The sequence below is a fragment of the Paracoccus aminovorans genome (assembly GCF_001546115.1).
Classification (GTDB): Bacteria; Pseudomonadota; Alphaproteobacteria; order Rhodobacterales; family Rhodobacteraceae; genus Paracoccus; species Paracoccus aminovorans_B.
In genome coordinates, this window is the sequence record NZ_KQ955208.1 from 1,864,601 (window position 1) to 1,888,497 (window position 23,897).

Below are 23,897 nucleotides of genomic sequence, written 5' to 3' on the forward strand. Positions count from 1 at the left end.
CGGGCATGGCCGATTAAGGCCGCGGGCGCCTGCTGTCAACGCTTTCCGGCGCCGCGCCGCCCGGCCGGCTTATTCCGTGACCCGGTATTCGACCAGTTCGGTGCGCTGGAACCAGTTGAAATTGTCGTCCGCGATCAGGGTCAGCCGGATGCCGGTGCCATCGTCCCAGACCGAGATCCCTTCCAGGTTGTCATATTGCAGTGGCCGGCTTTCCAGCAGCACGCGCTCATTCAGGGCGCCCTGTTCGGTCAGGTCGAAGCGGCGCACGCGGGCGCGAAAGCCCAGCAAGCCCTTGAAATCGCGTTCGAGCAGGTAGAACCGGCCGTCTGGTCCGACATCCGCCCCGACCGCCAGCCAGTCGCCCGAGCGCGGGATCGCGAAGGGCTGGTCCCATCTGCCGTCGCGCCAGCGCCAGACCGGGAACGGCCGCGTCAGCTGGCCCGAACGCTCCGGCAGGGTCAAGAGCGTGCCGTCGGGCAGGATCGCCAGCGCCTCCAGCGAGGAATTGCGCTGCATCGCCTTGAACTCGGGTGGGCGGGGCAGAGGCTGGGCCGGGCTGTCGGGCGTGTCGTAGCGGGCGACGCGGGTCAGCCCCTCGAAGCTGATCCAGATCGTGCCGTCCGGGGCCACGGCCAGCCCCTCGCTGTCGCCCTGCCAGCCGGGTTTCAGCGGTTTGCCGGAACTGTCACGCAGCCGGGCGCGGCCGGCGGGCTCCAGGCCGCGGATGCGGCCCTCGGCGTCGCGCTCGACGCTGCCCCAGCGGATCGAGGCGCGATCCGACAGCGCGGTGAAGCGGCTGCCGTCGGCGCTGATCTCAATGCCGGAAAAGCCGCCGAACTGCTCGTCCGGCAGGCTCCAGACATAGGTCGCGACGTAATCGACACGCGGCCCGGCCGAGGGGGCCGGGTCGGCGGCGCAGGCGGCGCCGGCGGACAGCAGCAGGGCAGACAGCGCCAGTCGGCGCAGGCGCCGGAACCGTCCTTCGCCTGCTGCCCGGCTTAGCGGGCGGTGGCGACGACCTGGCATTGGCGGGGCATCTCGCTGAGCCGGAAACTGCGGGGGTGGCGATAGTTCGGGTCGGGCGGCACCGGCTTGACGCGGCTGGGGTCGATGCGGTTCCGGATCCACTCGGCGGCCTCGGCGCAGCCGTCGCCGGGCGGTGGCGCGTCCTGCTGCTGGCAGGCCGAGCCGGCCGGGCAGGTCATCCGGACGTGGAAGTGATAGTCGTGGCCGCCGATCGGGCGGACCTTGCGCAGCCAGCTGCGGTCGCCGGTCTCGGCCTGGCACATGGCGACCTTGGCGACCGGGTCGATGAAGATGCGCTCGACCCGCGGGTCGCGGGCGGCGGCGCGGATAATCGCCATATGCGAGCCGCTCCACAGCGCCGAGGGCGCAGTGCCGGCCTTGTTCACCACCGATTGCGAGGAAATCTTTTCCCGCTGCGCCGGGGTCAGTCGCAGGCTTTGCGGCGGCAGCAGCCAGATGTCGGCGTCGAGCCCCATCTGGTGGCTGGCGTGGCCGGTGACCATCGGGCCGCCGCGCGGCTGGCTCATGTCGCCGATGTAGAGCCCCGGCCAGCCGGCCTGGCGCGCGGCACCCGACAGGCCGATCAGGAAGCTGACCAGCTCGGGGTGGCCCCAGTTGCGGTTGCGCGACAGCCGCATCGCCTGCCAGGTCGGGCCGCTTTCCGGCAATTGCACCGCGCCCGAGACGCAGCCCTTGGAATAGAAGCCCAGGGCGACGGGGGCGCCGCCGGTCGGGCCTCGGGCGCCGCCGAACACGTCCTTGGCGAGCGGATCGGCAGCCGAGGGCTGGGCCATGGCAAGCGCAGCCAGCGCCAGCACGGCGGCGGTCAGGGTTTTGCGGATCACGGCTCGGCCTCTCCTTCTGTTTGGACCCAACCTAGCAGAATGAGCGAAAGAAGGAACATCACGATGAGCGGAGAGATGCCGAGCCGCTGATTGCCGCTGAGATCGGTCGCGACCGCGATCAGCAGCGGCGCCAGAAAGGCGGTGGCCTTGCCGGAAAGCGCGTAAAGACCAAAGGCTTCCGTCGCCCGCGCCGGCGTGGTGTGGCGCACCATCATCGTGCGGCTGGCCGATTGCAGCGCGCCGCCCGCGCCGCCGATCAGCACGCCGCACAGAAAGAACAGCCCGTCCGGCAGGCGCGAGCCGGGCGCCAGGGGCAGGCCCAGGACGCTGTCCCGGCTCATGCCGGTGACCAGGATGCAGACCCCGGTCAGCACCAGCGTGCAGGCGACGATGACCGGCCTTGGCCCCCAGCGCCGGTCGGCGCGGCCGCCGATCCAGCTGATGACGGCGGCCGAAACCGCGCTGACCACGCCGAAGACTCCGGCCAGGAACACTGGCCAGCCCAGCACCGTGCCGGCATAGACCCCGCCGAAGCCGTAAAGCGCGTTCAGCGCGTCGCGCGAAAACATCGAGGACGCGAGCCAGGCTGCCAGCGAGCGGCGATAGCGCAGGCTGGCCAGCAAGCGCCCCAGCGCCGCCATGGCCGCGCCCAGCCGGACCGGGCGGCGGGGTCCTGGCGTTTCCGGCACCCACAGCGCGAAGGGGATCATGAAGACCAGATACCACAGCGCCGTGAACGGCCCCGCGGCCCGCGTGCCCTCGCGCAACGCCGGGTCCAGCCCCAGCACCGGCGGGATACCCAGAAGCGTGCGGCCGGTCTGCGCGTTCTCGGCCAGAAGCAGCAGCACCAGGGCCAGCGCCACCACGCCGCCCAGATAGCCGAAGGCGAAGCCCGAGCCCGAGACCCGGCCGATCTCGTCCCGAGGCGCGAGTCCCGGCAGCAGGGCATTGGTGAAGATGGTGGCGAATTCCATGCCGATCAGGCCGATGCCGAAGCTGACGACCGCAAGATGCAGACCGGGCTGGTCGGGCATCAGGAACCACAGCCCCCAGGATCCCGCCAGGTAAAGCGCCGAAAAGGTCCAGACCCAGACCAGCCGGCGGCCGCTGTTGTCGGCGATGGCGCCCAGCACCGGCGCCAGAAGCGCGATGACGACGCCGCAGATGCCCAGCCCGTAACCCCAGAGCGCCTGCGCCGCTGCGCCGGCCTCCTCGACGCTCATGCCCTGGGCGGTATAATGAGCGCGGGCGACCTCGGCGTAATAGACCGGGAAGATGAAGGTGGTCAGCAGCGTCGCGAAGGGCTGGCTGGCCCAGTCGAAGAACCACCAGCCCCAGATGCGTTTGCGTTCCATGCCCATCCCCTGCCTTGCGGGGCGCATAAGGCCCAAGCGCGATCAGGCTGGCAAGTCACCATTGCGGTCTGCGGCGGCGATTTCCGGCAGGGCGGGCGGCCAGGGCCGCTGCGCATCCGCCGCGATCCAGGCCGCGACCCAATCCGGCAGCGCCGGGCTTTCGGTCTCGCGCCCGGCGGCCTGCATCAGCCGCGCCGGCGCAACGATGCCCTGGGCCGAGGTGATCGCGCCGCGCAGCAGCATGTGGTTGCAGCACTCGCCCCGGTGCCACATGCTCTGCTCCATGTAGAGAAAGCGCGCGTCCCAGCCCAGTGTGCGCGAGACCATGGTGAAGCGCTGGAACCCCTTGATCCGGCGGCGATAGCGCACCGAGTTCCCGGCCACCGTGATGCCCCAGCCGTTTTCCCGCATGGTGTCGATGATCCCGGTCCGGACCGCCATCGGCAGCCGGCCGAGGTCGTAGAGCGTCAGCGTGCGGCCGTTGTTCAACTCGATCCAGGGGTCCAGGTCCAGGGGCCAGCAGCGATGCGTCGAGACATGCGGCTCCAGCACGCCGATCCGGGGCGCGCGGCGGAATTTCAGCATCTCCTTGGCAAAGCGGAGCATCGGATACATGGGCGGCCTTTCGCTGCGGGTCGGCTTTTGCGGCTAAGCCCGGGGTCGGGGCGCGTCAACCGGAACGCTGCGGCCTTATGCCTTGCAGAGCGTGGGCGGCTGGCTTACCTGTCCGGGAAGCAGCCGGAAGGGGATGGAATGGGCACTCTCTACGAAGCCTTGATGCTGATACTGGACGTGGTCTGGTTCGTGATGATCGCCCATATCATCATGTCCTGGCTGATCAACTTCCAGGTGCTGAACCTGCGCCAGCCGCTGATCTGGCAGATCTGGAACGGGCTGAACCGGCTGCTGGAGCCGATCTATGCCCCGGTGCGCCGGATCCTGCCGAACACCGGCGGGCTGGACCTGGCGCCGCTGGTGGTCTTCATCGTCATCATCATCGCGCAGCGCGCGCTCGCCAATAACGCCGGCTTCTTCTACGGCTTCTAGATGTCCGCTGCGCCCCTTCTGCGTCAGGTCTTCGGCTTCGACGCCTTTCGTCCGGGGCAGGAAGAAATCGTGGACGCCGTGGCCCAGGGCCGCGACGTGCTGGCGATCATGCCCACGGGCGGCGGCAAGTCGCTGTGCTATCAGTTGCCGGCGCTGATGCGCGACGGGCTGACGGTGGTGATCTCGCCGCTGATCGCGCTGATGCGCGACCAGGTGCGGGCGCTGACCGAGGCGGGTGTGGCCGCCGCCGCGCTGACCAGCGGCAATTCCGAGGAAGAGAATACCGAGGTGCTGCGGGCCTTGGCCGCGCGCGAATTGCGGCTTCTGTATATGGCGCCCGAGCGGCTGGCCTCGGGGGCGACCATCCCGATGCTGCGCCGCGCCGGCGTCCAAGCCATCGCGGTCGACGAGGCGCATTGCGTCAGCCAATGGGGCCACGACTTCCGCCCCGACTACCTGCGCGTGGGCGAGCTGCGCCGGGCGCTGTCGGTGCCGCTGGCGGCCTTTACCGCCACCGCCGATGCGGAAACGCGCGAGGAAATCGTCAAGCGCCTGTTCGACGGTGCGCAGCCGCAGTCGTTCCTGCGCGGCTTCGACCGGCCGAACATCCACCTGGCCTTCCAGCCCAAGGACGGGCCGCGCCGGCAGATCCTCGACTTCGCCGCCGCGCGCCGGGGCCAGTCCGGCATCGTCTATTGCGGCACCCGCGCCAAGACCGAGACCCTGGCCAGCGCCCTGAACGATGCGGGCCTTGCCGCCACCGCCTATCACGGCGGCATGGAGGCCGAGGCCCGGCGCGAGGTCGAGATCCGCTTCCAGCGCGAGGACGGGCTGATCGTGGTCGCGACCGTGGCCTTCGGCATGGGTATCGACAAGCCGGACATCCGCTGGGTCGCCCATGCCGACCTGCCGAAATCCATTGAGGCCTATTACCAGGAAATCGGCCGCGGCGGCCGCGACGGCGCCCCGGCCGAGACCCTGACGCTTTACGGTCCCGACGACATCCGCCTGCGCCGGACCCAGATCGACGAGGGCCTGGCCCCGGCCGAGCGCAAGGCCGCCGACCACGCCCGGCTGAACGCGCTCTTGGGTCTGGCCGAGGCCACCGGCTGCCGCCGCGTCGCCCTGCTGTCCTATTTCGGCGAAACGGCGGTGCCTTGCGGCAATTGCGACATCTGCGACAGCCCGCCCGACTGTTTCGACGGCACCGAGGCGGCGCAGAAGGTGCTGTCGGCGGTCCTGCGCACCGGCCAGACCTATGGTGCCGGCCATATCATCGACGTGCTGACCGGCAGCATGAACGACCGCATCGGCCAGCGCGGCCACGACCGGCTGCCGACCTTTGGCTGCGGTCGCGACCTGACGAAGCCGCAATGGCAGGCGGTGATCCGGCAGATGCTGGGCCGCGACCTGATCCGCCCCGACCCGGAACGCCACGGCGGCCTGGCGATCACTGCCGCCGCCCATGCTGTGCTGCGCGGCGAGACCCGCATCACCCTGCGCCGCGACGCCATGACCCGCGCCCGTCCCGCCGTGGTCGTGCGCACGCAGGTCGATGAGGAGGACGCGCCGCTGCTGTCCGCGCTGAAGGCCAAGCGCCGCGCGCTGGCCGAGGCGGCGCGGGTGCCGGCCTATGTCATCTTTCCCGACCGCACGCTGATCGAGATGGCGCAGGCCAGGCCGCAGACGCTGGACCAGATGGCGCGGATCAGCGGCGTCGGGGCCAAGAAGCTGGACAGCTACGGCGCCGAGTTCCTGCGCGTCATCGCCGGCGAGATCGCGCCCATGCACCCGGCGCGCAAGGCCCTGGCCGGGCGCGAGGCCGGCGCCCTGTTCGACAGGCTGGCCGAGGCGCAGGCCCGGCTGGCGCGCGGCACGGACGGCATCGAAAAGCCGCTGTCGGTCGGCAATTCCACCCTGCGCCGCATCGCCGAGGATCGGCCGCGCGACCTGTCGCGCTATCTGGATCCGGCGCGGCTGGACCGCTTTGGCGCGGCCTTCGCCGCCGAGATCGCCGCCGATCCCGAGGCTTGACCGGGACGGACGCGGCGGCACCTCCCGGCTGCCGGCCGTGCAAACCGCACGGCTGCTTCGCCGCTGGCTATCCCCCGGATCGAGGCTTGCTCGAATATCGCCACGGGGTCTTGCGACGCATGCCGGAGCCGTTTCCCAGGCGGCGGCTATTGATGCGCCGCCGCGCGGGCGCGGTCCTCGGGGCTGGGCATCGGGTCGCCCTCGGGCGGGCGCACCCGGAACACCGCGCAGTAAAGCGCGGGCACGAAGATCAGTGTCACCAGCGTGCCGGCGATGATGCCGCCCATCATCGCGAAGGCCATCGGCCCCCAGAACACCTGGCGCGAGATCGGGATCAGCGCCAGGCTCGCCGCCGCTGCCGTCAGCAGGATCGGCCGGGCCCGGCTGTCCGAGGCCTCGAACACCGCGTTCCAGGCGCTGTGCCCCTTGCCGATCAGCACCTGGATCTCATGCACCAGGATGACCGAGTTGCGGATCAGGATGCCGATCAGCGCCAGGATGCCCAGGATCGCGACGAAGCCCATCGGCACGCCGAAGGGCAGCAGCGCCGCGACCACGCCGATAAGCCCCAGGGGGGCAGCGGCAAAGACGATGAAGCTCAGCCGGAAGCCCTGCATCTGCACCATGACGAGCAGCGCCATGATCAGCAGCATGACCGGCACTACCGCGGCGATGGGCTCCTGGCTTTCGGCCGAGGTCTCGACCGTGCCGCCGACCGTGACCTTGACGCCCTGCGGCAGGCCCCGCTGGAACTGCGCCACCCGCTCGGCCAGGGCCGCAACCAGCGTCGCCGGCTGGTCCTTGCTGGCGATGTCGGCCTTGACCGTCACCGTGGGCAGACCGTCGCGCTGCATGACCAGGGGCTGTTCGGTGCCGTATTCCAGCACCGCCAGCGAGGCCAGCGGGATCGGCGTGCCGGTCTGGGTCGCCAGTTGCAGGTTCTGGATCGACTCGACCGATTCGCGGTCGGCCTGCGCGCCGCGCGCGGTCACGTTGATCAGGAAGATGCCGTCGCGCAGCTGGGTGATGGTGCGGCCGGTGAAGGTGCCCGACAGCGCGCCCGAAATATCCTCGTTCGTCAGCCCCAGCCGTCTCGCCTGGTCCTGGTTGACCTGCAGCCGAACCACCCGCGCCGGCTCGTTCCAGTCCAGCGCGATGTCGCGCAGCCGCGGCTCGGTCGCGAGCACCGCGGCCAGCTCGCGCGCCGCGTCCCGCGCCTTGTCCAGGTTGGGCGAGGACACGCGATATTGCACCGGCTTGCCGACCGGCGGGCCGATTTCCAGGTTCTTGACGTAGAGGTCGGTGCCGATCAGCCTGTCGCGGGCGAATTCCTCGAGCCGCCGCTTCAGCCGGTCCCGCGCCGCGAGGTCGGGGGTCTGGATCACGATCTGGCCCATGTAGGGGCCGGGCGTCGGCACGTCCATCGACAGCACGAAGCGCGGCGCGCCCATGCCGACATAGCTGGTCCAGAACAGCGCCTCGTCCTGTCCCGCCAGCATCTCCTCGATCAGCGCGATGTCGGCGTCGGTCTTGGCGATCGAGGCATTGGCGCGTTCGTTCACGTCGACGATGATCTCGGTCCGGTCCGAGGTCGGGAAGAACTGCTGCTCGACGAAGCGCATGCCGATGACCGAGGCGGCAAAGATCGCCAAGGTCAGGGCGATGGTCAGCCATTTGTGCCGCATGCCCCAAAGCAGCAGCCCGTGGAAGCGGCGGCGCAGCCAGCCCGGCCCGCCGCCGGCGTGCTTCATCCGCGCCGGCAGCAGCGTCACGCCCAGGAGCGGCGCGAAAAGCACCGCCACGATCCAGCTGACGATCAGCGAGACCGCGATGACCACGAAGAGCGAAAAGGTGAACTCGCCCGCCGCCGAATTGTTCAGCCCGATGGGGATGAAGCCCGCGACCGTCACCAGCGTGCCGGTCAGCATCGGGAAGGCGATCGAGCTCCAGGCATAGCTCGCGGCGCTTTCTAGGTTCTCGCCCAGCTCCAGGCGCGAGATCATGGTCTCGATGGCGATCATGGCGTCGTCGACCAGCAGCCCCAGCGCGATGATCAACGCGCCCAGCGAGATGCGCTGCAGGGTGATGCCGTAGAGGTCCAGGATGATGAAGGTGATCGCCAGCACCAGCGGGATGGTCAGCGTGACCACCAGCCCGGCGCGCAGGCCCAGGCTGACGAAGCTGACCAGCAGCACGATCCCGACCGCCTCGACCAGGGCGCGGACGAAATGGCCGACGGCCTCGTCCACGACATGGGGCTGGTCGGCGAACTTGGCCATCTCGATGCCGATGGGCAGGGTTCGGGCCACATCGGCCATCAGCGCATCGACCTGCTCGCCGAATTCCAGGATATTGCCGCCGTCGCGCATGCCGATCTGCAAGCCGATGGCCTCGCGCCCGTTATAGCGGAACAGCGCGCTCGGCGGGTCCTCATAGCCGCGCCGCACCGTCGCCACGTCGCCGATGTTGAAGAAGCGGTCGCCCACGCGCAGGTTCACCGCCGCGATGGCGGCCGCGTCGTCGAACTGGCCGCCGACCCGGACCAGCACCTGCTCGGGCCCGGCCTGCACGATGCCCGAGGGCGAGATCGCGTTCTGCACCGCCAGGGTCTGCACGACCTGGTTGTGGTTCAGCCCCAGCGCCGCCAGCCGGGCCGAGGAAAACTCCAGGAAGATCTGCTCCTTGCGCACGCCCAGCAGCGCGGTCTTGCCGGCCATGGGCAGGGCCTGGACCTGCTTGCGGATATCCTCGACCCGGTCGCGCAGCTCGCGCTGGGTAAAGCCGTCCGAGGTGAAGGCATAGATATTGCCGAAGACGTCGCCGAAATCGTCGTTGAACTGGAAGCCCTGGAATTCCTGCGGAAAATTCGGGCGGATGTCGGACATCATGCTGCGCACCCGCTTCCAGACCTCGGGCACCTCGGGGCCGCGGATGGTCGGGTCCAGTTCCAGATAGACGATGGCCTGGCCGGGCATGGTGACCGAGCGGGTGAATTTCAGCTCGTCCAGTTCCTCGAGCTTGGTCTCGATCCGGGTGGTGACCTGGTTCAGCGTCTCGTCGATGGTGGCGCCGGGCAGGCTGGCGCTGATCACCATGATCTTGATGGTGAAATTCGGATCCTCCTCGCGCCCCAGCCGCAGGTAGCCAAGGCTGCCGGCCAGCATCGAGACGATCAGCAGGAACCACACCAGCGAACGGTGATGCAGCGCCCAGTCGGACAGGTTGAAGCCGCGCCCGGTCATGGCGCCACGCTTTCGCCGACGGCCTGGCCTTCGGCCAGCGAATGGATGCCGCGAATGACCACCTCGTCGCCCGGCGCCAGGCCCGCGGCGATGGCGATGCGCCCATTCAGCGCCGGGCCCTGGGTCTGGACCTCGCGCAGCGCGACGCTGGCCCGGTCGCCGTCCCGGCTGACGATCCAGACCTGTGGCGTGCCGTCCGGGTCCAGGATCGCGCTTTCGGGCAGGGCCAGCCGCGCCGCCGGGCCGCCCGAGGGCCGCGCCCGCACCAGCGCCCCCAGCCGCAAGGCGGCGTCGTCGCGCAAATCCAGATGCACGCGCCGGGTGCGGGTGACGGCGTCGGCCACCGGCTCGATCTGCGCTACGGTGGCGGGGAACAGATGCGCGGGATCGGCCTCGGACCAGACGTCGTAGCGGTCGCCGGTCTTCAGCCGCGCCAGCGCGGTGTCGGGCAGGTCGATCACCGCCTCGATCCCCTCCTGGGCCGAGAGCTGGATCACCGGCTCGCCCGCATTGACCACCGCCCCGGCATTGGCATGGACGGCGCTGATGACGCCGGCAAAGGGCGCCCGCATCTCGGCGAAGCCCTCGGCATCGCGGGCGCGGATCAGTTCCGATTCGGCCTGCTGCCGGGCGGCGGTCGCCGAGGCCAGCGCGCGGTCGACCTGCTCGACCTGCGCGGCCGAGGCGACATTGCGCTGCGCCAGCGACCGGGTGCGGTCGGCCGAGGCCTGGGCGGTGCGCTCCTGCACCCGGGTGGCGTCGACGGCGGCCTGGGCGGCGCGAACCTCGCCCTGCAGGTCGTCGGGGTCGAGCGCGGCCAGCACCTGGCCCCGGCTGACGATATCGCCGACGTCGACGTGGCGCGCGGTGATGCGGCCCAGGGTCTGGAACCCCAGCGCGACCTCGATCCGGGCGGCGATCACGCCGGGGGTCGAGGGCAGCGCCGCCATGTCGTCCTCGACCCGGATGCTGACCACCGGGCGCGGCTCCGGCGCGGGCGCCGGCGCCTTGTCCTGCCAGGGCAGGTCCAGCGCGGCAGCCTGCACCGCCCAGGCGCATGCGGCCAGCGCGGCCAGGATCATCCTGCGCATCATTTCCCCCCTGCCGGGCCGGCGGCGACCTGCCGGCCGGGATAGAGCATTTGCGAGCCGGCGCCGACCACGATCTGGCCCGGCTCGACGCCTTCGGCCAGGATGACGGTGCCGTTGATGAAGCGCTCGATGCGGACCGGGGCCAGCCGGGCGCGGTGCTCGGCATCGACCAGCCAGACCGCGGGCTGGCCGCCGGCCGCGGTCAGGGCCGTCCAGGGCACGGCGATGCCGGTCCCGGCCGGGAAATGCACCGCGCCGCGGACCGCGGCGCCCAGCAGGCTGGTGCTGACCGGCGCATCCTCGATCTCGGCCCGGACGGTGACCGAGCCGGTGGCCGGATCGACCAGCGGCGCGATCTCGGTGACACGCGCCTGCATGCGGAGTTCGGGGAAGTCGATCCCGTTGAGCGAGACCGGCGCACCGATGGCATCGCGCAGCAGCGGGGTGTCGGGGGTCAGGAACACCGCCTCGCGCCCGGTGGCCGATGCCAGCGAGATCACCGCCTGCGCCGCGCCGACGATCTGGCCCGGCTCGGCCTGCCGCGCGGTGACGATGGCGTCCGAGGGCGCGCGGATCACCGTATCCTCCAGCGCCCGTTCGGCCTGGCCCAGGGTCGCGCGCGCCTGGGTCAAGGCTCCGGTCGCCGCCGAGAGACCCTGGCTCGCGGCGTCGAACGCCGCGCGCGTGCCGACGCCGCGCCGCAGCATCGCATCGGCGCGCTCCAGCGCCTGCCGGGCCTGGGCCTCGCTGGCCTCGGCCGCGACGACGGCGGCGCGGGCCACCTGCAAGGCCTGCTCCTGTTGCAGCGGGTCGGTGCGGGCCAGGGGCTGGCCCTCGGCGACGCGGTCGCCCTCGCGCACCAGGACCTCGGTCACGCGGCCGCCCAGGCGAAAGCCGATGTCGACGCTGTCCTTGGCTGCGATGGTGCCGGTCAGCGCGGCGTCGAAGGTCAGGTTGGTGCGCCGGACCTGGACATACTCCACCAGCAGCGGCGGCTGCGCCGATGCCGGCCAGGCGCCGCCAAGGCAGGCCAGGGCCCAGGCGGCCAGCAGTCGGGCTTCGGGACGATGGGTCATCTGATGCTCATGAACCTTGCGGGTGGAAGAACCTTGCAGGTGGGAAGGCCCTGCCATTGTGCCAATGCGCCGCCGATCTGCAACCGGGCTTGGCTTGTCCGGCCGCGAGGTCAATGTTGCACGGCTGCGGTTACTGGTAACTTCGGACCAGCGCGGCGGCGATCATGCCCCAGCCGTCGACCACCAGGAAGAACGCCAGCTTGAAGGGCAAGGCCACGACGGCCGGGGGTACCATCATCATCCCCATCGACATCAGCACGGCCGAAACCACCAGGTCGATGATCAGGAAGGGCAGGGCGACCAGGAAGCCGATCTCGAAGGCGCGCTGCAATTCGCTGAGCATGAAGGCCGGGACCAGCACCGACAGCCGGTCCGGCGCCGCCTGCGGCTCGGGCGAGACCTCGGCCAGGGTGGCGATCATCTCGGGATCGGTGCGATGCTCCATGAAGCCGCGAAACGGCACGATGCCGCGGGCGAAGGCCTCCTCGACGCTGATCTGGCCGTCGCGCAGCGGTGCGCCGGCGGTGGTCCATGCCTCGGTCAGGACCGGGCTCATCACGAACCAGGTCAGGAACATCGCCAGGCTGACGATCAGCATGTTCGGCGGCGATTGCTGCAGGCCGATGGACTGGCGCAGGATCGACAGCACGGTGACGATGAAGGGAAAGCAAGTCACCATGATGGCGATGCCCGGCGCCAGCGACAGCGCCGTCAGCAGCGCGAGAAGCGTGATCGAGTTCCGCCCGACGCCGCCCGTCACCGTCTCCAGCGCGCCGGCGTCCAGCGGCAGATCCTGCGCCACCGCGAGATGCGGCCAGAGCAGGACCAGCAGAACCGGGAGAAGGCGCGTCACGATGCGCTGGCCGGGCCGAGGATGCGGACGCAGAGCCGCTGGTCCGTCTCCACGCCGCTGGTCAGCTCGCCCTTGGCGATTACCTTGTCGCCGACGCAGATGTCGACGCCATCGGACATGTCCTGATCCAGCGTCAGGATGTCGTCGGGGCGCAGCCGCGACAGCTCGGCCACGGTCAGTTGCGTGCCGCCCAGCCGGATGGTGATTTCCACCTGGATCTGGTCGGTTGCAATCAGGCTTGCGAGATCGTCCATGGTCAATCCTCGGTCTTGATGTCGTCGATAAGGGACTTCAGCGCGGCCGCGACCTGCGCCGGGTCAAAGACGATGCTGCCCTGGGCCGAGATCAGCTCGAGCAGCGGCTGGCCGGGGCGGGCATCCTCGATCCGGGCCTGCGGAAAGCTTGCCAGCTCCAGGCAATCGGCCAGTTCGGGGCGCATATCGACCGGAGAACGCAGCACGATCTGCTGTTCCGGCGCATGTTCGGCCAGGCGATGCAGCTCGGCCAGAAGCGCCTGGCGCAGCCGATCGGTTTGCGCGGCGGGCGCCAGCTGGTCGACGATGGCATGCAGAACCGGCACCAGCCCGGCCAGGATCTCGCGCCGCAGGCCGGTTTCGTGCTGCCGGCTGGCGGCGAGCTCCTGCCGGCAGCCGACCAGCGCCTGGCACAAGGCGTCGAGGCTGCGCTCGCGCCCTTCGGCCAGGCCTTGCTCGTGCCCGCGCTGATAGGCGTCTTCGACATCCATCGCGGTCACCAGCGGCGCCGACCGGGCGTGGGCTGCGGAAAAGGAATCCAGGCGCAATGCGGCGGGTCTCATACAGGATCCTCACGTTTCTCGATCCAGCCCGACAGGATTTGCAGGCTTTCGTCCTTGCGGGATTTCATCAGCTCCTTCAGCCGGCCGACCGGATCGCCCGAATCGGGCAGGGGGGCGAAGTCGATCTCGGGCACCACCTCGGCCACCGTCGCGACCGGGGCGGGCGGTTCGGCGGATTCGATGGCCTTGACGCCCGGGGCGGCAGAGTGGTCCAGCGCGGCAAGCGCGGCGTTGCCCGCCGGCCGGGCCCGCAGCAGCGGGCGCAGCAGGAACGCGGCCAGCGCCAGCGCAAAGAAGCCGACCAGCACGATCCGGATCAGCCCGTTCAGGTCCAGCTTCGACAGCAGCCCGCCCTGGCTTGCCAGCGTGCCGGCATCGGACAGCGTCGCGAAGGGCAGCGATTTCACGGTGATCGCGTCGCCGCGGCCTTCGTCGAAGCCCACGGCCGAGGCGACCAGTTCCCGCAGGGACTGCAACTCGGCCTCTTCGCGGGGAACCAGCGTGGTTTCGCCTTTCGAATCACTCTGCGCGACGCCGTTCACCAGGACGGCGACGGTCAGGCGCCGCGTCGCGCCGGGCTGGCGGGTGACTTCGCGGGTGACCTTGCTGACCTCGAAATTCGAGCGTTGGCGGGTTTCCGACCGCTGCGACTTGCTCTGGTCGGCGCCGCTGTCCTTGCCCTCGGGCAGATTCGAGGCCGCGGTGACCGCGCCCTGCTGCGAATTGGTGCTTTGATCGGCCGTCTCCTCGCTTTCCTGCGAAATCAAGGCGCGCTGCTGCGGATCGAAGCGCTGCTCGGTCATCTGCTCGGATTCGTTGACGACGTCCAGGTTCAGCTCGACGATGGCATTCCCGGCGCCGACATGGGCGCTGAGGATGCGCTCGACATTGCGCTTCATCTCGGCCTCGCGGTCCTCACCGGCGAATTCCTCGCCCGAGGAGATCACGCCGCGTTCGCTGTCGATGACGGCCACCCGGTCGGCGGACATGCCCGGCACCCCCGAGGAGACCAGGAACTTCAGCGCCTTGGCCTGGCTGCGGTTGATCGGCGTGCCGTCGGTCGTCAGGGTGACCGACGCGGTCGATTCGGCCTCGCGCCGATAGCCGCGGCCGCTGGGCACGGCCAGGTGGACGCGGGCCGACTTGACGTTCGGCAGCGCCAGGATCGTGCGGGCCAGCTCGCCCTCCTTGGCGCGCCAATAGGCCGCGTCGAACATCTGCGAGGTGGTGCCGAAACCCGACATGCCGTCGAGGATTTCGTATCCGGTGCCGCCGGCCGAGGGGACGCCCTCTCCGGCCAGGGCCATGCGCAATTCGTCCCGGCGGGTTTCCTCGACCCAGATGGAATCGCCGCGAATCTCATAAGGAACGCCGGATTTTTCCACCGCGGCCATGACGGCGCCGGATTGCTGGGCATCGAGGCCCGAATAAAGCAGGGCCATCCCCGGCCGTGCGGCCAGCCAGGCCAGGCCGGCGATGGCGGCGAACGTGAACAGGAAGGCCGCCGCCAGGATGGCCTTCTGCTTTGCGCTTCTCTCGCGCCAGTAGTCTTGCAGCTTCAGCAAAACCGCCCCCTTCGAATCGGCGTGATCTTTGTCCGGACCTTCATGGCACGGGGGCGATTAAGAATTGGTTAGCCCGCAGGTGTTATCCAGACCGTAGATGGATGGAGAATCACCATGACCGATGTCGCCGACATCAACACGGAACAGAAATCCGGTCGCGGGCTTGGCCGCATTCTTCTGCCGCTGGGGTTGGCGCTGGCGCTGGGCGGGGGGGGCTTCGCCTCGACCTGGCTCGGCCTGTGGTCGCCGACCGCGCTGCTGGCGGCGAAGAAGGAAGAAAAGCCCGAAACCCTGCCCACGGTCGATTTCGTCGGCCTGCCGCAGATTGTGCTGAGCCTTTCGGGCCCGGCGCCGCGCATGCTGGTGATGACCGTCAAGATCGAGACCGACCAGGCCCATAAGGCCGAGGTCGAGCACCTGACGCCGCGGCTTCTGGACGCCTTCAACAGCTTCCTGGCCGAGATCGACGTCTCGGCCTTCGAGAAGCGGGGCATCCTGGACATCGTCCGGGACGAGCTGGCGACGCGCGCGGTCTATGTCCTGGGCAAGGAGGCGTTCACCGATGTCCTCATCACGGAGTTCCGCATCCAATGACGATCGCCCAAGTTTTGCAGATCGCCCTGATCGCCTTCACCATCGGCCTGTCCGGCTTCTGCTTCACCCTGGCGCGGCGGCTGCGCAAGCTGAATGACCTGGAAAGCGGGCTTGGCGGCGCCATCGCCGTCATGACCAGCGAGATCGGCCGGTTGGAAAAATCCATCCTGCTGGCCAAGGCCGAGGCGACCAGCGCCACCCAGGCGCTTGCCGACGAGATCGAGCGCGCCAAGCAGGAGCGGGCCTTCTGGATGCTGCAACAGAAATTCGCCGAATCCGGCCAGCCGCGTCCCGCCCGGCTGCAACGCCGCCGCCGGCGCGACGGGGTGGGCTGCGATGCGTAGGCCGCTGCTGTCTTTCCTGGGCGGTGTCATGGTCCTGGCGGCGGCCGGGCAGGCGGTCATGCTGATGGACGGGTTTTCCCGGCTGACGGCGCATGCCGAGCCCTCCGAGCTGATGTCGGGCTGCACCGACGTGCCCGAAGCCGTGGCTCTGGCCGATACGCTACGCGAGCGCAGCCTGCGCATCGACCGCTACATGCAGGACATGCAGCGGCGCAAGGATGAGATCGCCGTGGCCGAAAGGCAGCTGACCAAAAAGCTGGTCGAGCTGCGCAAGCTGAAGCAGCAGATCGGCAGCAATGAGCAGGGCTATGCCCAGGCCCAGAACGACGATATCGCCCGGCTGATCGCGGTCTATGACCAGATGAAGCCCGAACAGGCGGCGATGGTGCTGTCGAACCTGCCGCCGGACTTCGCCGCGCAGATCCTCGCCCGCGTCCAGCCCGAGACCGGCGCCAGGATCATGGCCTCGGTCGAGCCGGGACAGGCAGCCGTCCTCACGTCCTACATGGGCGCAATCAGAGCCAGGAAATAGGTGTAACTCATGTTCGGCATGATCGGCATTGTCTTGACCTTCGCCATGGTCTTCGGCGGATACATTATGGCGGGCGGCAAGCTGGGGGTGATCCTGCACTCGCTGCCGTTCGAGCTGATGATGATCGGCGGCGCCGCCATCGGCTCGTTCCTGCTCTCGAATGAAACGGCGGTGATCAAGCAGGCGCTCTCCGGCATCGGGCGGTCGCTGAAGGGGCCGAAATGGCATGAATCCGACCTGCAGGACGTGCTTTGCCTGCTGTTCCAGTTGTTGCGCATCGCCCGCTCCAGCCCGGTCGAGCTTGAGGAACATATCGAAAACCCCGAGAACTCGCCGGTGTTCCAGACCTATCCGCGCATCCTGGCGGATCACCATGCGGTGACGCTGATCACCGATACGCTGCGCTCGGCCAGCCTGAACTACGACGATCCCTATCAGGTCGAGGAGATGCTGTCGCAGCGCATCGGGCTGATGAACGAAGAGGCGATGCACGCCCCGCATGCGTTGCAGAACATGGCCGACGCGCTGCCGGCCCTGGGCATCGTCGCCGCCGTTCTGGGCGTGATCAAGACCATGAGCGCGATCGACCAACCGCCCGAGGTCCTGGGCAAGATGATCGGGGGCGCGCTGGTCGGCACGTTTCTGGGCGTATTCCTGGCCTATGCGCTGGTGGCGCCCTTCTCGCAAAGGCTGTCGGCGGTGATGAAGCAGGACCAGGCCTTCTATGACGTGATCAAGTCGGTTCTGGTCGCCGGCCTGCACCAGCACGCCACCAATCTTTGCGTCGAGGTCGGCCGTCAGGCCGCCCCCGAACACGTCCGCCCCTCTTTCGGCGAGTTGGAAACGGCGCTGCGCGAATTGAAGAGGGCGTCGTGATCGCGATCCTGATCCTGTCCAGCGCGCTTGCCACCGTGCCGGCCGGGCAGGAGCCGGCGCGCGACGCGCTGATCCGCGAGGCGACCGAATGGCTGCTGAACGGCGAGGACCTGCCGCGCGACCTTGACGAGCGCCTGATGCGGCTGCCGCCCTCGGACCGGATCGAGGCGCTGGTCTTCCTGCGCCGGTCGGGCATGCTGATCGGCCCGGCCTGGAGCGCCGAGCGGCTGCTGGCCCCGGCCAAGAACATGGAAACCCCGAAATGAGCCTTGCCGAGTCGAATCCGGGCATGTCGGTCGCCGCGCGGCCGCTGGTCATCACCGGCGTGCTGCTGCTGATCGTGCTGTCCATGGTCATTCCCTTGCCGGCCGGCTTGCTGGACGTGGGCATCGCGCTGTCCATCGCCACGGCGACGCTGATCCTGGTCATGGCTTCGCTGGTCGACAAGCCGACCGATTTCCAGGCCTTTCCGGTGCTGCTGCTGATGTCGCTGCTGATCCGGCTGTCGCTGAACATCTCCTCGACGCGGCTGATCCTGACAAATGGCCAGAACGGCCCCTCGGCCGCCGGCCATGTCATCGAGGGCTTCGCCGAATTCGTCGCGGGCGGTTCGCTGCTGGTCGGGCTGACGGTTTTTGCCGTGATCTCGGTGGTGAACTTCATGGTCATCACCAAGGGCTCGGGGCGCATGGCCGAGGTTTCGGCCCGCTTTGCGCTGGATTCGCTGCCCGGCAAGCAGCTGGCCATCGACGGCGACCTGAACTCGGGCGCCATCGACCACGAGGAGGCCAAGCGCCGCCGCACCCGCGAGCAGCGCGAGATCAGCTTTTTCGGCTCGCTCGACGGGGCCTCGAAATTCGTCAAGGGCGACGCCATCGCCGGCCTGGTCATCACCCTGATCAATCTTTTCGTCGGCCTGGCGGCCGGCGTGCTGGTGCATGGCATGCCGGTGGGCGAGGCGATGACCACCTATTCCAAGCTGACCATCGGCGATGGCCTGGTCAGCCAGATTCCGGCGCTGATCACCTCGATGGCCGCGGCGCTGCTGCTGTCGCGCGGCGGCGCGACCGAGAACACCGCCGACCTGCTGTCGCAGCAATTCCTCAGCAACTGGCAGGTTCCCGCGGTCTGCGCCGGGGGCATGGTGCTGGTCGGCCTGGTGCCGGGCATGCCCACGCTGCTGTTCTTCGGCCTGGCCGGGGTTCTGGGCGCCGCCGCCTGGTTCATCCGCAACCGCAAGCCGATCCCGGATGCCGCCGAAGCCGCGCCCGCCGAGGCGGCTGCCATCGCCGCGCCCCAGCCCCGCATCGGCGATGTGCTGGACACGGACGAGATCTGCGTCGAGATCGGTGCCGGGCTGATCCTTGGCGCCCTGGACCCGGTCCGCGGCCTGGGCCAGCGCATCACCAACCTGCGGGTCCATATCGCGCGCAGCTATGGCCTGATCCTGCCCGATGTGCGCATCACCGACGGCACCGGTTTCGCCGAGGGCGAATATGTCATCCGCCTGCAAGGTGTGGTGCGCGGCAAGGGCGTGCTGCGCCCGATGGGCGTCCTGGCCCTGGGGGCCGAGACCATGCTAGAGGGCCTGCCCGGCGAAAGCGTGCGCGAGCCGGTCTATGGCAGCGCCGCGCGCTGGATCGCCCCGGACTGGCAGGATGATGCCGCCATCGCCGGCGCCACCGTCGTCACCCCGATGGAGGTGCTCTCGACCCACCTCATGGAGGTGGTCAAGACCAACCTGCCGGCGCTGCTGACCCTGTCCTCGATGCAGCGGATGATCCGCGAGCTGTGCGGCGTTTCGGACGAGCATCGCGCGCAGCTGAACCAGCGCTTCTTCGACAGCATGGTGCCCGACAAGGTTTCGCCCGAGATGCTGCTGGCGGTCCTGCGCGGCATGCTGGAAGAGCGGATCTCGATCCGTAACCTGGTGCTGATCACCGACGCGGTGCACGAGGCGCGCAACGCCGCCACGCCCGAGGCGGTCTATGAACAGGTCCGCAAGCGCCTGCGCGGCCAGATCACCGAGCAGTTCCTGGACGAGGAAGGCGCGCTGAACATCCTGCAGCTGCACCCGCAATGGGAGGCCGACATCGCCCGTGCCGAGGCCGAGGGCACACGTACCGGCGCCAGCGTCGTGCCGCAGATCCAGAAACGGCTTGCCGAGGCGGTGCAGGCCACGCTGCGCGAGCTGGCCCCGGGGCTCGAGGTGGTGATCGCGGTGGCCGATCACCGCCGCCGCCTGATCCGCATGATGCTGACCTCGGCCGGGATCGCGACGCCGGTGCTGGGCCTGGACGAAATCGACCCGACGGCACAGGTCAAGCTGCGGGGAACGGTGGCGCCATGAACCAGTTGGCAGCCGATCCGCGCATGATGCCGGCGCTGCTGGGGCTGTTGCTGACCTATTGCCGGGTGCAGGCCTGTTTCCTGACCTTGCCGGTGTTTTCGGAACGCGCCCTGCCGGTGCGGGTGCGGGCCGCCCTGGCCATGGCGGTGACGCCGCTGCTGGCGGAAAGCGCCCGCGCCCCGGGTGAGGTCGAAAGCCTGCTGCAACTCGCCGCCCTGGCCGGGGGCGAGATCCTGTCGGGTCTGGCGCTGGGGGGGCTGGTGCGGATCTTTGCCTCGGCCCTGGATGTGGCGGCGACCGCCATCGCCTCGACCGCCTCGCTGTCGCAGCTGGTCGGCGTCGCGAATGAATATTCGCCGCATCCGATCGGCAACCTGGCGCATCTGGCCGGTCTTGCCGTGCTGGTCGCCCTGGGCTTTCCGGTCATGGCCTGCGATCTTCTGCGCGAAAGCCTGGTGCTGCGCCCGCTGGGGGATTGGCCTCAGATCGCCGACCTGTTGCCGAATGCCGTGGCGCTGATCCGGCAAAGTTTCGTCCTGGCGATGCTGCTGGCCTCGCCCTTCATCCTGGGCGGGTTCCTGTTCCAGCTGCTGTCGGGGATGATCAGCAAGGTGATGCCCAACCTGCCCATCGTCTTCATCGCCGCCCCGGGCGCCATCATGATGGCGCTGATCGCGCTGGCAGTGCTGACGCCCTCGATCCTGTCGGTCTGGTCCGGCGCGGTCCTCGACGTCCTGGGGGACCTGCTGCGATGAGCGAGGAAAGCGACGACAAGCAATTCGACGCCTCGGAAAGCAAGCTGCGCCGGGCACGCGAAGAGGGCGACATCCCTCGCTCTGCCGAGCTGCAGGCCGCGCTGGCCTATCTGGGCTTCTGGTTCGCGGTGCTTTTCGCGGCCGGCTGGGCGGTGCCGGGCTGGGTGCGCATGGCCGCGCGCGCCTTGGGCAGCGAGCCCTGGCCCGACGGGCAGGGGCGATCGGTGATGGACCTGGCGCAAGCCATGGCCTCGCGCGCGGGGCTGGCGGTGCTGGCCGCGGTCGCGATCATGGCGCTGCCGGTGGTGCTGGGGGTCGTGGTCCAGCGCTCGCTGGTGCTGACGCCCAAGAAGCTGCTGCCGGACCCCAAGCGCATCGATCCGTTCAAGAACGCGGGCCAGAAATTCGGCAAGACCGGGCTCATGACCTTTGCCATCTCGCTGGGCAAGGCGGCTCTGGTCGGCGTCGGCGGGTGGTTTCTCTATCGCTCGCTTCTGGACTGGCTGATGAACGCCGGCGGCATGGCCGATCTGCAATGGGTTGAGGGCGTGGGGCTGATGCTGCGCCGCGCCGTCTGGCTGGCGCTGGGGATCGGCACCGTCTTCGCAGGGATAGACCTGGTCTGGAAGCGTCTGGAGTACCGCAAGCGCCACCGCATGACTCGGCGCGAGATGCAGGACGAATACAAGGAAAGCGAAGGCGATCCGCATCTGAAGGCGGCGCGGCGACAAAAGGGCGTCGACATCGTGCTGAGCTCGATGCTGGCCGATGTGGAAAAGGCCGATGTGGTGATCGTGAACCCGACCCATTACGCCGTGGCGCTGGAGTGGAAGCGCGGCAGCGGTCGTGCGCCGGTCTGCCTGGCCAAGGGCGTGGACGAGGTGGCGCGCCGCATCCGGGAACGGGCGAAGGACCATCAGGTGCCGATCTGGTCCGATCCGCCCTGCGCCCGGGCCCTGCACGCCACCATCGAAATCGGCGACGAGATCGCGCCCGAGCATTTCGCCCCGGTGGCCGCGGCGATCCGCTTCGCCGAGGCCATGCGCAAGAAGGCCCGCGACGGCTGGGCGCCCGCGCCGCGCCGCAAGGAGAGGACATGACCCGCAAGACCGCGTCCTTGGCCGGGCTGGAGCGCATCGCCCGGCTGAAATCCGACCTGGAGATGCGCCGCTTCGCCGCCTTCCGCGCCCATGTCGAGGCCGCGCGCGCGCGCATCGGCCAGATCGAGCACGAGCTCGAAGCGCTTTACCGGGCCGATGCGCCCTTTTCGGTGGCCGAAGCGCGGCTGGCCAACGCCCTGGCCGGAGAGCGCAGCCGCGCCCTGCTCAGCGCCGAGCGCGAGCTTGAGCGGATGCTGCCCGGCTATGAGCAGGCCCGCCGCTCTGCCGCCCGGGAATTCGGCCGCGCCGAAGCGGTTCATGGCCTGCGCGAGGACATGATCGCCCAGGCACGGCTGGAGCGGATGCGGCGCGACAACAACGGATGAACCTGTTCCGGATGATGCCTCGCGGGCCGGCCGACTCGTCCCCTGAGGCAGCGCAAGTCTGGATGGACCACGCTCAGAATCTGCGCCGCACACTGTTTAGGGAACGGGATGGCGTCAGGTGACACTTTGCGGCCAAGCAAGGGGCAAGGAAGATATTTATTTACAGGACTATAGCGCAAACGGAGTGTCCCATCACCATCGACCGCGGCCCGCCACCTGCCCAGAGCTCATCACCTTACCTGCATCGCGCGGTGGACCGGCGCAACGGCCACTGCAAACCGGCTTCGGGCCGGCCCTGCGGCCCTCGGCAAGCCCGGGCGGTTCCCGCTCCGGACAGCAAGCCGAGCGCCACCGGCGCGGGAATGGCGCTCCGCTGAAGCCTCGATCCGAAGCTCGTATTTCCCTTGCATGACCTCAGACATATCGTGCTTATAGTTCACGGGGATTGGCAAGAATCGCTATTCCGTATTATGGACGAATTGGTTCGGTTTCGGCTCGCGTAGGGCCTGGGTTTTGTCCGGCGCTGCTGTCGGGTGTGAGTTATGAGTAGGTGTTTTCATGGGAATCAAGTCGCTTCCGGTGACGCGCGGCCGCAAGTTTCTGCAGGTGCTTGAAGGGGCGCGGACGATCTTCCTGCGCGACGGCTTCGAAGGCGCCAGCGTGGACGAGATCGCGCGCGAAGCCGGGGTCTCCAAGGCCACGCTCTACAGCTATTTCCCCGACAAGCGCGTCATGTTCATCGAGGTCTTCCGCAACGAGCTGGCGCGCGAGACCGCCGATGCCGGTGCCCTGATCGAGGTCGACCTGCCGGTCGAGCAGGTGCTGCCCTTCATCGTGCAGCTCATCTCGGCGCATCTGATCTCGGAATTCGGGCTGCGCATCTATCGCGTCAGCGTCGGCGAGGCCGAGCGCTTTCCCTCGCTGGCCCGCGAGTATTACGAATCCGGCCTGCTGCTGCTGCGCCGGCAACTGGTCGGCTATCTGGAACGCTGCGTGCAGCGCCACGAATTGTGCATCGCCGATCTCGACCTGGCCGCCGACCAGCTGATCGAGCTTGCCGGCGTCGGCATTCACAACCGCGCCCTGTTCCTCGGGCCGCAGGCGATCGACAAGGACCAGCTGCGCAAGGTCAATCGGGGCGCCGTGCGGATGTTCCTGTCCTGCTATGGCAACAGGCACGCCGCCCTGGCCGAGGCGGCGCAGTAGCGCCATGGCACCGGCGCCACGCCCGGGGGCGATCTGCCGGGGGCGCTTCTCATTTGCCGGCAGCATGCTTATGATGCCGCGTCAGATCTTTTCGCACTGGATGACCGCCCGATGACCCGAGCCCTGATCGCGCTTCTTGCCCTTGCCCCCCTTGCCGCCTGCGCGCCGGCCTATGCCCCCGAACCCGAGCCGGTGCCCGCCGTGGCACCGCTGCCGCCGACCCCCGTCGCCGGCGTCAGCGGCCTGGAATCGCGCGAGCCCGATGCCTGCCACGCCAAGGACTACGTTGCGGCGCTGGGTCAGCCGGGCACCGTCATCTCGACCCTGGGCGTGACGCGCGAATATCGCGTCGTCGAATATCGCGGCATCGAGCCGCAGGAATACAACCCCCTGCGCATCGTCTTCCGCCTGGATGCGGCCGGCAATATCTACAACATCGACTGCGGCTGAGGGCGCGGCGATGAAAGCCCTGCTTCTTCTGCTGCCGGTCTGCGCCCTGGCCGCCTGCGTCGAGACCGAGGCCCCGGCGCCCGCCCCGCAGCCCGAGGCCGACAGTTGCCATGCGGCTCAGTTCCGCGGCCTGGTCGGCCAGCCCCGCGCGGTTCTCGACAGCATGAAGCTGCCCCCGGCGACGCGGGTGATCGGACCGCGGGATGCGGTGACGATGGACCTGCGTCCCGACCGGCTGAACTTCGAGATCGACGACAAGGCCGTCATCGCGAAGATCGGTTGCTACTGAAAGAAGGGCGCGGCGACCGCGCCCTTTTTCTTGCGGCGGGTGACGCAAGGTGCGGCAATGGCAT

General features: G+C 69.0%; 25 protein-coding genes. 14 read left to right on the forward strand and 11 right to left on the reverse strand.

All coding sequences use genetic code 11. From position 1 onward, the window contains the following. Positions 1–69: 69 nt before the first annotated feature. From ASV56_RS09560 to ASV56_RS09575, 4 genes are read right to left on the reverse strand one after another with little or no spacing between them, the layout of a single operon-like run. Positions 70–1,026, reverse strand: coding sequence for an esterase-like activity of phytase family protein (locus tag ASV56_RS09560; RefSeq protein ID WP_062561761.1), 957 nt, complete (start codon positions 1,024–1,026; stop codon positions 70–72). Continuing rightward, a complete protein-coding gene (gene mepA, locus ASV56_RS09565; protein WP_062561762.1) occupies positions 999–1,871 on the reverse strand; it encodes a penicillin-insensitive murein endopeptidase in 873 nt (290 codons plus the stop codon). The genes ASV56_RS09560 and mepA overlap by 28 nt, the downstream gene beginning before the upstream one ends. Continuing rightward, complete coding sequence (locus ASV56_RS09570) at positions 1,868–3,232, reverse strand: MFS transporter (RefSeq protein ID WP_062561763.1); 1,365 nt, start codon at positions 3,230–3,232, stop codon at positions 1,868–1,870. Before ASV56_RS09570 ends, mepA begins: the two co-directional genes overlap by 4 nt. Before the next feature lie 36 nt (positions 3,233–3,268). Further along, positions 3,269–3,841, reverse strand: a complete 573-nt coding sequence (locus tag ASV56_RS09575) for an acyl-CoA thioesterase (protein WP_062561764.1) — start codon at positions 3,839–3,841, stop codon at positions 3,269–3,271. Between the two features lie 138 nt (positions 3,842–3,979). On the opposite strand from ASV56_RS09575, the gene ASV56_RS23540 reads away from it, so the two are divergent. Together ASV56_RS23540 and recQ are read left to right on the forward strand one after the other, a co-directional pair. Continuing rightward, complete coding sequence (locus ASV56_RS23540; protein WP_062561765.1) at positions 3,980–4,273, forward strand: YggT family protein; 294 nt, start codon at positions 3,980–3,982, stop codon at positions 4,271–4,273. Beyond that, positions 4,274–6,307: a DNA helicase RecQ gene (gene recQ, locus ASV56_RS09585; RefSeq protein ID WP_062561766.1), complete on the forward strand. Its 2,034-nt coding sequence runs from the start codon at positions 4,274–4,276 to the stop codon at positions 6,305–6,307. 146 nt (positions 6,308–6,453) lie between these two features. Here the strand turns inward: recQ and ASV56_RS09590 are convergent, their stop codons facing one another. From ASV56_RS09590 to fliF, 7 genes are all read right to left on the reverse strand, one after another. Continuing rightward, positions 6,454–9,549: an efflux RND transporter permease subunit gene (locus tag ASV56_RS09590; protein ID WP_062561767.1), complete on the reverse strand. Its 3,096-nt coding sequence runs from the start codon at positions 9,547–9,549 to the stop codon at positions 6,454–6,456. Beyond that, a complete protein-coding gene (locus tag ASV56_RS09595; protein WP_253879944.1) occupies positions 9,546–10,640 on the reverse strand; it encodes an efflux RND transporter periplasmic adaptor subunit in 1,095 nt (364 codons plus the stop codon). Before ASV56_RS09595 ends, ASV56_RS09590 begins: the two co-directional genes overlap by 4 nt. Then, positions 10,640–11,716 carry an efflux RND transporter periplasmic adaptor subunit gene (locus tag ASV56_RS09600; protein ID WP_062561769.1) on the reverse strand — a complete coding sequence of 359 codons (1,077 nt, stop codon included), beginning with the start codon at positions 11,714–11,716 and terminating at the stop codon, positions 10,640–10,642. The genes ASV56_RS09595 and ASV56_RS09600 overlap by 1 nt, the downstream gene beginning before the upstream one ends. 130 nt (positions 11,717–11,846) lie before the next feature. Continuing rightward, entirely contained in the window at positions 11,847–12,569 is a 723-nt protein-coding gene (fliP, locus tag ASV56_RS09605) for a flagellar type III secretion system pore protein FliP (protein ID WP_062561770.1), read from the reverse strand. Next, positions 12,566–12,823: a FliM/FliN family flagellar motor switch protein gene (locus tag ASV56_RS09610; protein WP_062561771.1), complete on the reverse strand. Its 258-nt coding sequence runs from the start codon at positions 12,821–12,823 to the stop codon at positions 12,566–12,568. Before ASV56_RS09610 ends, fliP begins: the two co-directional genes overlap by 4 nt. 2 nt (positions 12,824–12,825) lie before the next feature. Continuing rightward, positions 12,826–13,314 carry a hypothetical protein gene (locus ASV56_RS09615; protein ID WP_062562304.1) on the reverse strand — a complete coding sequence of 163 codons (489 nt, stop codon included), beginning with the start codon at positions 13,312–13,314 and terminating at the stop codon, positions 12,826–12,828. 68 nt (positions 13,315–13,382) lie between these two features. Beyond that, a complete protein-coding gene (fliF, locus tag ASV56_RS09620; protein ID WP_062561772.1) occupies positions 13,383–14,951 on the reverse strand; it encodes a flagellar basal-body MS-ring/collar protein FliF in 1,569 nt (522 codons plus the stop codon). Positions 14,952–15,065: 114 nt separating this feature from the next. On the opposite strand from fliF, the gene ASV56_RS09625 reads away from it, so the two are divergent. The 12 genes from ASV56_RS09625 to ASV56_RS09680 all read left to right on the forward strand — a co-directional run bounded on the left by ASV56_RS09625 (position 15,066) and on the right by ASV56_RS09680 (position 23,833). Next, a complete protein-coding gene (locus tag ASV56_RS09625) occupies positions 15,066–15,545 on the forward strand; it encodes a flagellar basal body-associated FliL family protein (RefSeq protein WP_062561773.1) in 480 nt (159 codons plus the stop codon). After that, a complete protein-coding gene (locus ASV56_RS09630) occupies positions 15,542–15,889 on the forward strand; it encodes a hypothetical protein (protein ID WP_062561774.1) in 348 nt (115 codons plus the stop codon). Before ASV56_RS09625 ends, ASV56_RS09630 begins: the two co-directional genes overlap by 4 nt. Then, positions 15,882–16,421, forward strand: coding sequence for a MotE family protein (locus ASV56_RS09635; protein WP_062561775.1), 540 nt, complete (start codon positions 15,882–15,884; stop codon positions 16,419–16,421). The genes ASV56_RS09630 and ASV56_RS09635 overlap by 8 nt, the downstream gene beginning before the upstream one ends. Positions 16,422–16,430: 9 nt before the next feature. Next, positions 16,431–17,297 (forward strand): flagellar motor stator protein MotA, encoded by an 867-nt coding sequence (gene motA, locus ASV56_RS09640; protein ID WP_062561776.1) that lies wholly within the window; start codon positions 16,431–16,433, stop codon positions 17,295–17,297. Beyond that, positions 17,294–17,563, forward strand: a complete 270-nt coding sequence (locus ASV56_RS09645; RefSeq protein ID WP_062561777.1) for a hypothetical protein — start codon at positions 17,294–17,296, stop codon at positions 17,561–17,563. Before motA ends, ASV56_RS09645 begins: the two co-directional genes overlap by 4 nt. After that, positions 17,560–19,647: a flagellar biosynthesis protein FlhA gene (locus ASV56_RS09650; RefSeq protein WP_062561778.1), complete on the forward strand. Its 2,088-nt coding sequence runs from the start codon at positions 17,560–17,562 to the stop codon at positions 19,645–19,647. Before ASV56_RS09645 ends, ASV56_RS09650 begins: the two co-directional genes overlap by 4 nt. Further along, complete coding sequence (locus ASV56_RS09655) at positions 19,644–20,402, forward strand: flagellar biosynthetic protein FliR (RefSeq protein ID WP_062561779.1); 759 nt, start codon at positions 19,644–19,646, stop codon at positions 20,400–20,402. The genes ASV56_RS09650 and ASV56_RS09655 overlap by 4 nt, the downstream gene beginning before the upstream one ends. Then, positions 20,399–21,502, forward strand: a complete 1,104-nt coding sequence (flhB, locus tag ASV56_RS09660; RefSeq protein ID WP_062561780.1) for a flagellar type III secretion system protein FlhB — start codon at positions 20,399–20,401, stop codon at positions 21,500–21,502. Before ASV56_RS09655 ends, flhB begins: the two co-directional genes overlap by 4 nt. Next, on the forward strand, positions 21,499–21,888 hold the full coding sequence (locus tag ASV56_RS09665) for a hypothetical protein (RefSeq protein WP_062561781.1): 390 nt from the start codon (positions 21,499–21,501) through the stop codon (positions 21,886–21,888). The genes flhB and ASV56_RS09665 overlap by 4 nt, the downstream gene beginning before the upstream one ends. A 558-nt stretch (positions 21,889–22,446) precedes the next feature. Next, positions 22,447–23,094: a TetR/AcrR family transcriptional regulator gene (locus ASV56_RS09670; protein ID WP_062561782.1), complete on the forward strand. Its 648-nt coding sequence runs from the start codon at positions 22,447–22,449 to the stop codon at positions 23,092–23,094. Positions 23,095–23,205: 111 nt separating this feature from the next. After that, positions 23,206–23,544 carry a hypothetical protein gene (locus tag ASV56_RS09675; protein ID WP_017999324.1) on the forward strand — a complete coding sequence of 113 codons (339 nt, stop codon included), beginning with the start codon at positions 23,206–23,208 and terminating at the stop codon, positions 23,542–23,544. 10 nt (positions 23,545–23,554) lie between these two features. Continuing rightward, the gene (locus tag ASV56_RS09680; protein WP_062561783.1) at positions 23,555–23,833 is read left to right on the forward strand and encodes an I78 family peptidase inhibitor; all 279 of its coding nucleotides are present in this window, start codon (positions 23,555–23,557) and stop codon (positions 23,831–23,833) included. Positions 23,834–23,897: the final 64 nt, after the last annotated feature.